Consider the following 12,843-nt stretch of genomic DNA (forward strand, 5'->3'; position numbering starts at 1 on the left):
CCCCACACCCCGAAAACGAGTTGGAGCACCCATGCCCCAGCACGTCCCTCCCCCTTTGCTCGACGCACCACGGCACCCGCCGGCTCAGGTGCGCCACCGGCCGCCCGTGCCACCGGATGATCCGGAGCCCCCGCGGCGCATCGTCTTCCTCGCCCACCGCGACCTCGGCAACGCCGCCGCCGGCGGCTCCGAGCTGCTGATCGACCAGCTCGCGCAGGGCCTCACCGCGCTCGGCCACCAGGTCACCCTGCTCTGCGGGGGCCCCGCGGTCCACCGGCCGTACCGCGTCGTCTCGGCCGGCGGGCGGCTCGGACACTACGTCGGCGCGCGTTCCGCCTTCGCCCGGCAGGTCGGCGAGTGCGACCTGCTGGTCGAGGTGTGCAACGGAATGCCGTACCTGGCTCCGCTGTGGCACCGCGGCCCCACGATCTGCCTGGTGAACCATGTGCACACCGAACTCTGGGACATGCGCTTCCCGCCGCCCGTCGCCCGCGCCGGACGGCTGCTCGAACACTGGGCGCTGGCCCGCGCGCACCGCGGCAACCTGATGGTCGCCGTCTCTCCGTCCACCGCCGGGGCGCTGCGGGCGATCGGAGTCCCCGACCGGCACATCCGCGTGGTCCACAACGGTGTCGACGAACCGGCCGCGCGCAGCCCCCGCTCGCGTACGCCGCTGTTCCTGGCGCTGGGCCGGCTGGTCGACTACAAGCGTGTCGATCTGCTGCTGCGGCTGTGGGAGCGGGTTCGGCCGGTCACCGGCGGCAGACTCGTCGTCGTCGGCGACGGGCCCGAGCGGGCCCGGCTGCAACGACTCGCCGGTGAGGGCGTGGAGTTCACCGGCCATGTGCCCGAGGAGGAGAAGCACCGGCTGCTCTGCGAGGCGTGGCTGCTGCTGCACCCGGCGGCCGTCGAGGGCTGGGGGCTGGTGGTGACGGAGGCCGGAGCGCGGGGCACACCCACCCTCGGCTTCGACGTGCCCGGCCTGCGCGACTCCGTCGACGACGGCGTCACGGGCGTGCTCGTCCGGGGCGAGTCGTCGTTCGCCGCGTCCTGGTGCACGCTGGCGCTGGACTCCGACCGCCGCGAGGGCATGGGGAAGGCCGCCGCCGAGCGGGCCGCCGCGTTCCGCTGGAGCAGCACCGTGCGGCAGTTCGGCGCCGTGGCGGCGGAGGCGGTGCGCCGCGTACCTGCCCCGCCGGGCGGCGGGCGTTCCCCGGCGAAGGGCCCGCGCACGTGAAGGACCCCTCGCTGCGCCGCTCCCTCGCACTCTTCCGGGCGTTCATGCGTGAGCAGGCCGATCCCGCCGGGGCCTACGCACTGCTCGCCCGGGACGCGGCCGACCAGATCGAGCGGTACATGAAGCTCGACGGCCGGGTCGTGGTCGATGTCGGCGGCGGAAGCGGGTACTTCACCCGCGAGTTCCGGCAACGCGGCGCCCGCGGCTACCTGTTCGAACCGGACCTCGCCGAACTGGACGCGAAACCGGGCGAGGGGACGGTTCTCGCCGACGGGTACCTCCTGCCGCTCGCGACGGGCACCGCCGACGTCTGCTTCTCGTCCAACGTGCTGGAGCACGTGGCCGATCCGCGGACCTTCCTCAGCGAGATGGTCCGGGTCACCCGGCCCGGCGGACTGATCTACGTCTCGTTCACCAACTGGCTCTCCCCGTGGGGCGGTCACGAGTGGGCGCCCTGGCACTACCTGGGCGCCGAGCGGGCGCGTACCCGGTTCGAGCGCCGCACCGGGCGGGCCGCCAAGCACCGGCTGGGCGAGAACCTCTTCGCGATCGGTGTCGGGCCGACCCTGCGTCACGTCAGGGCGCGCGGCGACGTGGACGTCGTCTCCGCACGCTCCCGGTACTGGCCGGTCCTTCCCGAGGTCGTACCCCGCGTGCCCGGGCTGCGGGAGTTCGCCACCTGGAACCTCCTCCTCATCCTCCGGCGGTGTCCATGACCAGCGCTGTCCGCACCCGACCGCCCGCCGGGCCCGACGTCGGCGGCCCACCGTCCGGGGGGCCGCCCGGCCCCCGGTCGCGGCGCTGGCTGCTGGGGTTCTGGGCGGCGGTTTTCGTCGCCTTCCTGGCGCCGTCACCCGGGCGCATGACCTTCGAGACGAAGCTGGGCGTGGTCGCCGATCCCTGGCGGTTCCTCAGCGACCTGGGCCGGCTGTGGCACGACCGGGCCGGTTTCGGAGGCATCGCCGACCAGTACATCGGCTACGCGATCCCGATGCTGCCGTTCCACGCCGCGGCCGATCTGCTGCACGTGCCCGTGTGGCTCGCGGAGCGGCTGTGGCTCTCGATCGTGGTCACCACGGCCTTCTGGGGAGCGCTGCGGCTGGCCGAACGCCTGGGCGCGGGGTCGGCGAGAAGCAGGCTGCTGGGAGCGGCCGTGTACGCCCTGTGGCCCACGTACACGATCGTCGTCGGTTCGACCTCCGCGGCGGCGCTGCCCGGCGCGATGCTCCCGTGGGTGCTGCTGCCGCTGACGAATCCGCACAGCACGCCGCGGGTCGCCGCCGCCCGTTCCGCGCTGCTGATCCCGCTGATGGGGGGCGTCAACGCGGCATCGACGCTGGCCTCGCTGCTGCCCGTCGGCCTCTATCTGCTGTGCCGGGCCGGCGGCGCCCGCAAGCGCGCCCTGATCGCGTGGTGGACGCCGGGCGTGGTGCTCGCGACCGCCTGGTGGACCGTGCCGCTGCTGCTGTTGGGCGCTTACGGCGAGAACTTCATGCCGTACGTCGAGTCGTCGCAGACCACCACCGCGACCATGTCCGCGACCGAAGTACTGCGCGGCGCGGGAAACTGGGTGGGCTATCTCCACTTCGGCGAGGCCTGGCTGCCGGCCGGCTGGACCGTCGTCGCCTCGGCCGTCGCCGTCCTGTGCTCGGCGCTCGCCGCCGCCCTGGGCCTCGCCGGCCTCGCCCGGCGGGACGTGCCGGAGCGCCGCTGGCTGGTGGTGACCGTGCTGACGACCGGTCTCGTGACGCTCGCCGGGTACGGCGGGGCGCTGGGCGGCCCGTTCCACGCCACCGTCCAGGACTGGCTGAACGGCCCGCTGGTGCCGTTCCGCAACGTCTACAAGTTCCAGACGGGGCTCGCCCTGGCCCTCGCACTGGGGCTGACGCACCTCGTCTCCGTGCTCGCGTCCGGCCCGCGCGCGGTGCGCGGGCGGCGCCTCGCGCCGGCCGCAGCCGCCGTGCTCGTGCTGCCCGGCCTGTGCTGGCCGTACCTCAACGGTTCGGTGCTGCAGCCCGGTTCCTTCCAGCGGCTGCCCGCGTACTGGGAGACGACAGCGGACTGGCTGGCGAAGAACGCCGCCGACGACCGTGCCCTGGTCGTGCCCGCGACCGCCCACGGCATCTACACCTGGGGCTCGCCCATCGACCAGCCGCTGGACGTCCTCGCACGCTCACCCTGGGCGCAGCGGGACTACGTCCCCTTCGGCACTCCGGGCAACCGCCGGGCGATGGACGCCGTCGAGCAGGCGCTGACCTCCGGGGGCGAAGTCCCGGGACTGAGCGCTTATCTGCACCGGGCCGGACTGCACCACGTCGTCGTGCGCAACGACCTCGACCCGCGCCAGCTGGGCCATGTCCCCACCACCACCGTGAAACGCACCCTCGAGGCCTCCGGGTACCGGCGGGTCGCGGGCTTCGGGCCGGTGCTCACCGGCGGCCGGATCGCCGACGACACGCCGGTGCAGGTGGAGGGCCTGTTCCCGCGGCAGCGCGCCGTGGAGATCTACGCACCGCCCGCAGGCACCGAACGCCCCGGCAAGGCGCGGCTGACGCCCGTGTCGTCGGCGGCGGTGGTCAGCGGGGGCCCCGAGTCCCTGCTTCCGCTGTCCGCCGGCAAAGTGCTCGACGACCGGCCGGCCGTCCTCGCGGGCGACGAACTCCCGGGCGTGGACCGGCCGTCGCTGTACGCGGCGGGCGACGGCATGCGCCACGCCGACACCCGTTTCGGGCTGGTCCGCTCCGGCACGTCCCACACCTACACCCGCGACGAACGCAACTCCCCGGAGGCGGTGCAGGACCCCGGTGCCGAGCCGCGCCAGATCATGCCGCTGCCGGGCCGGGAGCACCGGACCACCGCCGTACTGCGCGGCGCCGGTTCCGTCAGCGCGTCGTCCGTCGGCAACTGGCTCTTCCACCTGCCGCAGTTCGACCCGGTCAACGCGTTCGACGGCAACCCCGACACCGGGTGGGCGGAGGGCTCCCCCGGGTCGCCGCAGGGCGAATGGGTCAAGATCGTCTTCAACGGGCCGGTGAACATACCGGCCACGCTCCGGCTGACGCCGCTCCCCAGCGGCAACGTCCGCGCCGCGCCGACACTCGTCCGGGTCGAGACCGATCTCGGCAGCCGTACGGCCCCGCTCGCGCCGGACGGAACGGCGCAGCAGGTCGCGGCGCCCGAAGGGACCGCGAAGTGGCTGAAGGTGACGATCCTGGCCTCGCAGCAGGGCCGGCCCGGGCTGACCGGCGCCGGTTTCGCGGAGATCGCCGTCCCCGGCGTCCAGGTCACCCGCATGCTGGAGCTGCCCCGGGACGCGCCGGAGGGCGCCCCGGACTCCGCGGTCTACTCGCTGCGGCGCGGCAGCGACCCGGGCGGGCTGTCCGCGGTGCCCGCCGAGGTGGGGCTGCACCGGCAGTTCACCGCGGCGCGCTCCGGCGACCACACCGTCCGCGCCACCGCCCTTCCCGTGCCGGGCGACGCGCTCGACAAGCTGCTGTTCGAACTCACCGGGCGGCGCGAGCAGATCGTCGTGAGCGCGGACTCGACCGCGAACCTCGGGACGAATCTCAGCCCGCGCAACCTCACCGACGGCGACCTGACCACGGCCTGGATCGCCGGGGAGCGTCCCGTGCTCCATCTGTCCTGGCCCAGGAAGATCTCAGTGGGCGAGATCGTGTTCGCGGCGGCCGGCGGGCTGTCCGCACGGCCCGAGCAGGTGCAGATCAGTTCGCCCGACGGGACAGCGGTGGCCGCGGTCGACGAGAACGGAATGGCCCGCTTCTCACCCATCACCACCGACCGGATGGACATCACGATCTCGCGCACGGCCCCGCTGACCCTGCACAACCCCGTCGCGGACGACCAGTTGCAGCTGCCCGTCGGCCTGAGCGAGGTCCACATCCCGGCTTTGAAGGAATTCCGCTCGCCGCAGCCCGACCCGGACAAGACGTTCACGCTGCCGTGCGGCAAGGGACCCGTGCTCTCGGTCGACGGGCAGTTCCTCGAGACGCGCGCGCAGGGACGGGTGGGGGACCTGACCGGACGGCGGCCCGTCGACGTCGCCCTGTGCACGGAGGGAAGCCGCATCCCGCTCGACGAGCGGACCCACACGGTCGAGGCGGGCGACGCGGGGCCGCTGGCCGTCACCGGCGTCACGCTCACCACCGGCGACCCCGAGGCCGCCCCCGCGCCGGCGCGCGACGTCCGGGTGCTGGAGGGCGCGGACGAGGGCGACCGGCGTTCGGTACGGGTCGGGCCCGGGGACGCCTCGTACCTGCAGATTTACGAGAACCACAACGCGGGCTGGAAGGCCACGCTGAACGGTGAGGAGCTGACCCCGCTGCGGATCGACGGCTGGCAGCAGGCCTGGCTGGTACCGGCGGGCGAGGGCGGCGCGGTGACACTCGAGTACGCACCGTCCCGTGTCTACCGGGCCGGTCTGATCGGCGCCGGGGTGCTGCTCGTCGTCCTGGCGAGTCTCGCGCTCCCCTGGCGGCGCCGCCGGGCGGCCGGGGACGAACCGGTGGCACCGCCGCCGCCCGCTCCCGGGCTGCTGCTCGGCACGGTGGCACTGACGGCCGTGGCTGTGGTGATCGCCGGGCCGTGGGCCCTGGCGGTGCCCGCACTGGCCCTGGCGGCCCGGCTGCGCCCGGCGTTGCTTCCGCCGCTCGCGTTCACGGCGATGGCGGGGGCGGGCGCCGTGGCCGCGCTGGGCGCCGGCGAAGGCTACTCGCCGGGCAGCGGAGCCTACGGTGCCACGGCCCAGGCCCTGGCACTGACGGCCCTGTTCGCGGCCCTGGTGATCACGGTCCGGGCCCGCGGCACCCACCGGTCCGGCCACCGGCCCGCTCCCCCGGCGGCGTCTCCCGGCGCCCCGGAACCGGACCCCGACTCCGACCCGGGCGGCGTCCGCCCGCCCCGAGACCGAGACCCCCGAGGAGGTGCCTGATGGCCACGGTCGAACGTCCGACGCCCCAGGGCACCGCGCCCAAGCGGCAGTTGCCGCGGGTGCCGTTCCCCGTCGTCGACGAGGTCGCGCGGCACTGCGCGCAGGACACCGAACCCAACACGGTGCACATCGAGATCCATCTGCCCCGATGCGTCGAACCGGACCGTCTGCGGGCCGCGTTCGGCCAGGCACTCGCCCGCCATCCGCGCGCGCTGATGCGCGAGCGGCCGCGCGGCCCGCTCGCGCGGCGCTACGAGTGGGAGCTGACCGACGCGCCCGACACGCAGGTGGTGACCTTGCCGCCGCGCGCGCCCGGCGCCCTCGCGGCGGCACGCGAACGCGCGCTCGCCGTGGCCCCGCCGCTGACGTCGTCCCCGCCGCTGCGGCTCGAAGTCGTCCGGGAACCTCGGTCGCCCGGTTGTGTCCTGCTGTTCACGCTCAACCACACCGCCCTCGACGGCCCGGCGTGCCTGCGGCTCGCGGCGACGGCCGCGGAGATCTACAGCGACACAGCCGCCCCCGCCGTGCCGCCCCCCGCCCGGCCCGCGCCCGCCGCGGCACCCCACCGGCCGGCCCGGCCCGCGCTGCCGGCGAGACCGGCGCGGGTCGCCGCCGGAAGGCCGGGCGCGGTGCCGGGAAACGCGATGCTGGTCACCGAGCTCCCGGTGCCCCGCCGGGAGCCCGGCGCACCCTGGACCGTCAACGACCAGCTGCTGGTGGCCACCGCCCTGACCGTCGCCGCCTGGAACCGCGCCCATGGCGCGCCGGACCGGCCGCTGCGCATCACGATGCCCGTGGACGACCGAGGCCGCGGCCCCGAGATGCCGATCGGCAACGGCACCCGGCTGGTCGAGGTCGCCTTCACGGCCGCGGAGACCGACGGGCGGGACGTCCCCGCGCTGCTGCGCCGCACGGCGGAACGGACCGGGGCCCTGAAGACGCGGCCCCGCCCGCAACTGGGACACGGCGCCCGGCTGCTGACGCTTCCAGCGCTGCCGGTCGCGGCACGCGCGGGACTGACCCGTGGACTGCGGCGGCTGGCCGCGCCGTGGACGTCGACGACACTGCTCAGCAACATCGGCCGGGTGCCGTACCCGCTGGATTTCGGCGACGCCGGGCGGGCCGGCGCCGTCTGGTTCTCCGCGCCGGCCAGGATGCCGCGCGGCCTGACCGTCACCACCGCGTCGACGGCGGGCCGGCTGCATCTGGTCCTGCGCTGGTCGCGTTCTCTGCTCGGCGACGACGACGGCGAACGGCTGCGCGAGCTGTTCGCCCACCATCTGAGGGCGACGGAGGTTCCATGACGGGCACCGCCTCACCGACGCTGCGGGACTTCTACGAGGACCCCGCCGTCCCCGTCGCCTCCGGCGACGCCCGCAGCAGACGCCAGGCACGGTTGCTGGCCGACGCCCTCGGCGCGTCCCCGGGGCAACTGGTCCTCGATGTCGGCTGCGGCGACGGCAGCGCGGCCTGCGCGGCCGCCCCGTACCTCGCGGGCCATCGGCTCGTCGGCGTCGACTGGTCGCACGACGCGCTGCGCCGGGCCCGGCCCCGGATGGGCGCCGTGGTGCGCGGCGAACTGGACCGTGGGCTGCCGTTCGCCGACGGCTGCGCGGACGCGGTGCTGTTCAGCGAGGTCGTCGAGCATCTCGTCGACCCGGACCGGGCCCTGGACGAACTGCGGCGTGTACTGCGGCCCGGTGGCCATCTGATGCTCTCCACCCCCAATCTCGCCGCCTGGTACAACCGGGCGCTGCTGCTGGCCGGGGTGCAGCCGGTGTTCTCCGAGGTGAGCCTGCGCGGCATCCACGGCCGGCCCGGCTCGCAGGTGGTGGGCCATCTGCGGCTGTACACGGCCCGTGCCCTGCGCTCCTTCCTCACCGCGGCCGGCTTCCGGGACGTGACGATCACGGGCGCGCCGTTCCACGGAGTGCCGCGCGGGCTGCGGCTGCTGGACCGGGCCGCCTGCGCGGTGCCGGGCGCGGCGTCCATCCTGCTCGCGCACGCGCGGCGGGGGTAGCGCCGTGTGGTGGGGTGTGGGCGCCGCGCTGCTGGCGAACCTGCTGTACAGCGTGGGTTTCGTGCTGGAGAAGCGGGCCCTGGGCCGGCTCCCGGCGCTGTCCACGCGCAGGCCGGTGCGTGTCGTGGCCGTGCTGCTGACGAGCCCGGCGTGGCTCGCCGGATCGCTGGCGCTGGCCGCCGGTTTCGCCGCCCAGCTGGTCGTCTACCGCGCGCTGCCGATCGCCGCCGCGCAGGGCATCTTCGTCTCCGGTCTCGTGCTGCTCCTGCTGCTGTCGTCGGCGGTGCTCGGCGAGGAGCCGTCGGGGCGCGAACGCTACGCCCTGGGCGGCGTGCTCGTCGCTCTGCTGATGGTGGTCGCCTCGGTGCGGGAGGGCGAGGACGTGGTCGGCACCGGGGCGCCCTGGACGCTGGTGCTGCTGGTGTGCGTCCCGACGCTCGCCGCGGGCGTGTGGCTGTACGGCCGCGTCGAGCAGCGCTCGCGCAAGCGCCACCGGGTGCCGACCAATGGCATCGGCTACGGGGTGGCCGTGGGCCTGCTGTACGGGGTGAGTTCGCTGGCGATCAAGGGCGCGTCGAGCCGGCTGACCTCGGCCGGCGTCGGCGACGCGGCCCGCTCGCTGTTCACCTCGCCGTACCCGTATCTGCTGCTGTTCACCGCGGCGGCCGGTCTGGTCATGTCGCAGGCGGCGCTGCAGCGTTGCCGCGCGTCCCTCATCGTGCCCGTCTGCACCACGGTCACGTGTCTGTTCACGGCGGTGCTCGGCACCCTCACCTTCGGGGAACGGCTGCCGGACGACCCGCTGCTGCTGACACTGCGGGTGGTGGGCACCGCGCTGGCGCTGTCGGTGCTCCTCGCCCTGCCCCGGCACGATCCGGCTCCATGACCTGGGAGGACCGCAGGAGACCGAGAACCCGAGGGCGCGAAGGCCCGGAGGCCCGGAGGCCCGGAGGCTCGGAGAAGAACCCCGAAGCGCAAGGAAAAGGAAGGTGCCATGGACGTCGACGACCCGCTGCTCCGCATCCTCGCGTGCCCGCTCGACAAGGGCCCGCTGACGCTGCTGTCCGAGCAGAACATCCTTTACAACCCGCGCCTGCAGCTGAGCTACCCCGTCGTGGACGGCATCCCGCAGCTGCTTCCGTCCTCCGGGAGCAGGGTCACCGAGGACGACCACGCCAAGTACCTGCGGACGGCTGCCGAGTGACCACCCTCGCGGCGGCGGTAGCCTCCCGGCTGCCCACCCGGTGGGTCGGTGCAGCGGCCTGCGCGCTCTACCCGCGCTTCGAGCCGGAGCTGGGCCGGCTCGCCGACTTCTGCCCGGCGGGAGGCACCGCACTCGACGTCGGAGGCTGGTACGGCCCCTGGTCGCGCCGGCTCGCCGCGCGCTGCGCGGATGTCGTCACCATGGAACCCGTGCCGCATCTGGCCCGGCACCTGGAGGCGACACTGCCGGGAAACGCCCGCGTCGTGCAGGCGGCGGCGAGCGACCGCGACGGCATCGCGCGGCTGTGGCTGCCGGCGGGCGACCGGGGGGACCGCGGTGTCTCCTCGCTCACCCGCCGGGACATCCACGCCCACAGCGTGCGGGTGCCGTCGCGCACGGTCGACAGCCTCGGCCTCCACGACGTGCGCTTCGCGAAGGTCGACGTCGACGGCGGGGAACTCCCGGCGCTGCGCGGTGCGTCGGCGCTGCTGCGGCGGGACCGGCCGGCGCTCCTCGTCGAACTGGAGACCCGTATCCGCCCCGTCGCCCCCGTCGTCGGCCTGCTGACCGGCCAGGGGTACCGGGGGTGGGTCCTCGTCGCGGATGCCTGGACGCCTCTGGCGGGCTTCGACCTGTCCGCCCACCAGTCGAGGACCGAGCACCTGGTGCACCGGAGCCTGCTGCGCCGCGCTCTGGTGCCGCGCGAGGACCGGTACATCAATTCGGTGCTGTTCCTGCCGGACGGACGGGTCCCGGGCGGCGAGATGGCCCCTGACCGTTCCTAGAGACTGAGCAGGGGTGTCCCGTTGCCAGACCTCGTGCTCAGCCGTGTGCTCCGGACGGTTGTGGCGCACTGGTTGCCCGCGTGCTCGCCGTGCCCGGGCGGCCGGCAACTGGTGCGTGGTCCGGGGACGCGGGGGCGGGGTCCCTCACGCCCGGGGGCGCCCGAGTCGGCCTGGACGGTCCGACGCCCCTGCACGATCGCTCTGGTCGTGCAGGGGCGGGGTCGTCCGTCGCCGGATCGGGTGTCCTCGGGCGCGCCTGCCGACCGCGATGCTCGCGGCATCGTGCCGGCTGCTCGTGCGTGTCGTGCTGGGGCGGGTAACGGGGCACGTCGCCGTGCCCCGGCCCCCTCAGGCGAAACAGACCGATCACACCTGATTCCTGATGGACCCCGGGCGCGAGATGCCCGGTGAATGGCGCTCTGCGACACCGGGACGGGTAGGTGTGAAAATGGTTCGTATGGATGTACGGAGCAGGAACCATGTGACGGTGAGCGGGCGGGCCGACGGTCCGGTCGTCATGCTGGCGCACGGCTTCGGATGCGACCAGAATCTGTGGCGTCTGGTGGTGCCGACGCTGGAGCAGGACTTCCGCGTCGTGCTCTTCGACCACGTAGGGGCCGGCCGGTCGGACCTGTCGTCCTGGAACGAGGAGCGGTACGCCTCGCTCGACGGCTACGCCGAGGACGTGCTGGAGATCTGCCACGACCTGGACCTCGGTCCGGTGGTCTTCGTCGGGCACTCGGTCAGTGCGACGATCGGCGTGCTGGCGGCCGCACGCGAACCGGAGCGCTTCGCCCGGCTGATCCTGCTCACCCCGTCGCCGTGCTACATCGACGATCTCGCCACCGGCTACCGCGGCGGGTTCAGCGCCGAGGACATCGACGAGCTGCTGGAGTCATTGGATTCGAACTATCTGGGCTGGTCCACGACGATGGCTCCGATGATCATGGGAAACCCGGAGCGTCCCGAACTGGGCGAGGAACTGACCAACAGCTTCTGCCGGACCGATCCCAGGATCGCCCGGGTGTTCGCCCGCACCACCTTCCTTTCCGACAACCGTGCCGACCTCGCGAGGGTGCGGGTCCCGACCCTGGTCGCGCAATCCGCGGTGGACGCGATCGCCCCGCGTGAGGTCGGGATGTTCGTACATGACCAGATCGAGGGGAGCGAACTGGTCACCCTCACCGCGACCGGGCACTGCCCGCAGCTCAGCGCGCCGGAAGTGACCGCCGCGGCGATCGCGGCCTTCGCCGCCGGAGCAGGCCGGTGACCTCCGGGGACGCCACTGACCACGACCCCGGCCGCGGCCCGGACCTCGACGGCGGGGCCGGCGACAGCCGGTTGTCCCCGCTGCTGGAGGACAGCGCCGAGGACCTTTACGAGAACGCCCCGTGCGGCTACCTCTCCACCCTGCTGAACGGCCGGATCGCCAAGATCAACCGCACCCTGCTGGACTGGCTCGGCCATCGGCGCGAGGACGTGGTCGGCCGGATGCGGTTCGCCGACCTGCTCACCGTCGGCGGCAAGCTCTATTACGAGACCCACTTGGCGCCGCTGCTGAGCCTGCAGGGCGAGGTCAGCGGTATCGCGCTGGAGCTGAAGGCCGCCGACGGCAGCCGACTGCCGGTCATGGCGACGTCCACGCTCAAGAAGGACAGTGCCGGCCGGCCGCTGCTGATCCGCACCACCGTCTTCGACGCCCGTGACCGCCGGGCCTACGAGACCGAACTGCTCCATGCCCGCCGGGAGGCCGACCGGGAACGAGAACGCCTGCAGCGCCTGGCCACCACGCTGCAGCAGACGCTGCTGCCGCCAGCACTGGAGAACGTGCCCGGCCTGAACGTCGCCGCGCACTACCATGTCGCCTCCGTGGACAAGGTCGGCGGCGACTTCTACGACCTGTTCCCCTTGGCCGGGGGCATGTGGGGACTGTTCCTGGGCGACGTGTGCGGGAAGGGGGCCGCCGCCGCGGCCATCACCTCGCTGGCCCGATACACCCTGCGGGCCGCCGCCGTCTACCACCCCGACCCGGCCGCCGTGCTCGGCAACCTCAACACCGTGCTGAACCACGAGTACAACGCCGAGGACCCGCGCTTCTGCACCGTCATCTTCGGCCTGCTCGCCCCCACGGGCCGGGGCGGCTTCGACATCACCCTCGCCAGCGGGGGGCACCCGCCGGCGGTGCTGATGCGTGCCGACGGAAGCGCGGACCACGTGCCGACCCCCGGCGGTCAGCTGATCGGCGTCCTGCCCGACGCCGACATCGCCACCACCGCCGTCCACCTCGGCCCCGGCGACACACTCCTGCTCTACACCGACGGGCTCACCGAGGCCCGCACCACCTGGGCCGACGGACGCTACGGCGACGAGGCGCTGCTGGACTTCACCCGGTCCCTGGCCCCGACCACGGCGTCTGCCGCCGTCGCGGCGCTGAGCGACCTGCTCGAGACCTTCGGCGCCGGCCTGGACGACGACACCGCCCTCCTCGCCGTCAACGTGCCCCCACGGGGCGGCGAAGAGCACCGGCGGCACGGCTGACGACCGGGTCGGCCCGTCACGGCCGGCCACGCCACGGACAGGGGGGTTCCCCCTGACAGCGGCACCGGAGCGCTGTGCCATACTCAGCGCCCTCACCGCCCGTTCCGTATT

At 73.9% G+C, this 12,843-nt stretch carries 10 protein-coding genes and 1 pseudogene; 10 read left to right on the forward strand and 1 reads right to left on the reverse strand.

All coding sequences use genetic code 11. The features are described 5' to 3' along the window. Positions 1-31 precede the first annotated feature (31 nt). From OGH68_RS04400 to OGH68_RS04435, 8 genes are all read left to right on the forward strand, one after another. Positions 32-1,237, forward strand: a complete 1,206-nt coding sequence (locus tag OGH68_RS04400; RefSeq protein WP_264241988.1) for a glycosyltransferase family 4 protein — start codon at positions 32-34, stop codon at positions 1,235-1,237. Next, positions 1,234-1,953, forward strand: coding sequence for a class I SAM-dependent methyltransferase (locus tag OGH68_RS04405; RefSeq protein ID WP_264241989.1), 720 nt, complete (start codon positions 1,234-1,236; stop codon positions 1,951-1,953). The genes OGH68_RS04400 and OGH68_RS04405 overlap by 4 nt, the downstream gene beginning before the upstream one ends. After that, the gene (locus OGH68_RS04410; RefSeq protein WP_264241990.1) at positions 1,950-6,185 is read left to right on the forward strand and encodes a DUF3367 domain-containing protein; all 4,236 of its coding nucleotides are present in this window, start codon (positions 1,950-1,952) and stop codon (positions 6,183-6,185) included. The genes OGH68_RS04405 and OGH68_RS04410 overlap by 4 nt, the downstream gene beginning before the upstream one ends. Next, a complete protein-coding gene (locus tag OGH68_RS04415; RefSeq protein WP_264241991.1) occupies positions 6,185-7,489 on the forward strand; it encodes a condensation protein in 1,305 nt (434 codons plus the stop codon). The genes OGH68_RS04410 and OGH68_RS04415 overlap by 1 nt, the downstream gene beginning before the upstream one ends. Then, positions 7,486-8,205 (forward strand): class I SAM-dependent methyltransferase, encoded by a 720-nt coding sequence (locus tag OGH68_RS04420; RefSeq protein ID WP_264241992.1) that lies wholly within the window; start codon positions 7,486-7,488, stop codon positions 8,203-8,205. Before OGH68_RS04415 ends, OGH68_RS04420 begins: the two co-directional genes overlap by 4 nt. Before the next feature lie 4 nt (positions 8,206-8,209). Further along, positions 8,210-9,091, forward strand: a complete 882-nt coding sequence (locus tag OGH68_RS04425) for a hypothetical protein (protein WP_264241993.1) — start codon at positions 8,210-8,212, stop codon at positions 9,089-9,091. Positions 9,092-9,199: 108 nt separating this feature from the next. Continuing rightward, entirely contained in the window at positions 9,200-9,409 is a 210-nt protein-coding gene (locus OGH68_RS04430) for a Trm112 family protein (RefSeq protein WP_264241994.1), read from the forward strand. Then, the gene (locus tag OGH68_RS04435; protein WP_264241995.1) at positions 9,406-10,194 is read left to right on the forward strand and encodes an FkbM family methyltransferase; all 789 of its coding nucleotides are present in this window, start codon (positions 9,406-9,408) and stop codon (positions 10,192-10,194) included. The genes OGH68_RS04430 and OGH68_RS04435 overlap by 4 nt, the downstream gene beginning before the upstream one ends. On the opposite strand, the pseudogene OGH68_RS04440 reads toward OGH68_RS04435, so the two are convergent. Further along, positions 10,191-10,503: pseudogene (locus OGH68_RS04440) on the reverse strand (hypothetical protein); the annotation flags it as partial. The gene OGH68_RS04435 and the pseudogene OGH68_RS04440 sit on opposite strands and share 4 nt — an antisense overlap. A gap of 148 nt (positions 10,504-10,651) precedes the next feature. On the opposite strand from OGH68_RS04440, the gene OGH68_RS04445 reads away from it, so the two are divergent. Continuing rightward, a complete protein-coding gene (locus OGH68_RS04445) occupies positions 10,652-11,464 on the forward strand; it encodes an alpha/beta fold hydrolase (RefSeq protein WP_264241996.1) in 813 nt (270 codons plus the stop codon). Next, the gene (locus OGH68_RS04450; protein WP_264241997.1) at positions 11,461-12,732 is read left to right on the forward strand and encodes a PP2C family protein-serine/threonine phosphatase; all 1,272 of its coding nucleotides are present in this window, start codon (positions 11,461-11,463) and stop codon (positions 12,730-12,732) included. The genes OGH68_RS04445 and OGH68_RS04450 overlap by 4 nt, the downstream gene beginning before the upstream one ends. Positions 12,733-12,843: the final 111 nt, after the last annotated feature.

This window comes from Streptomyces peucetius, assembly GCF_025854275.1.
GTDB lineage: Bacteria > Actinomycetota > Actinomycetes > Streptomycetales > Streptomycetaceae > Streptomyces > Streptomyces peucetius_A.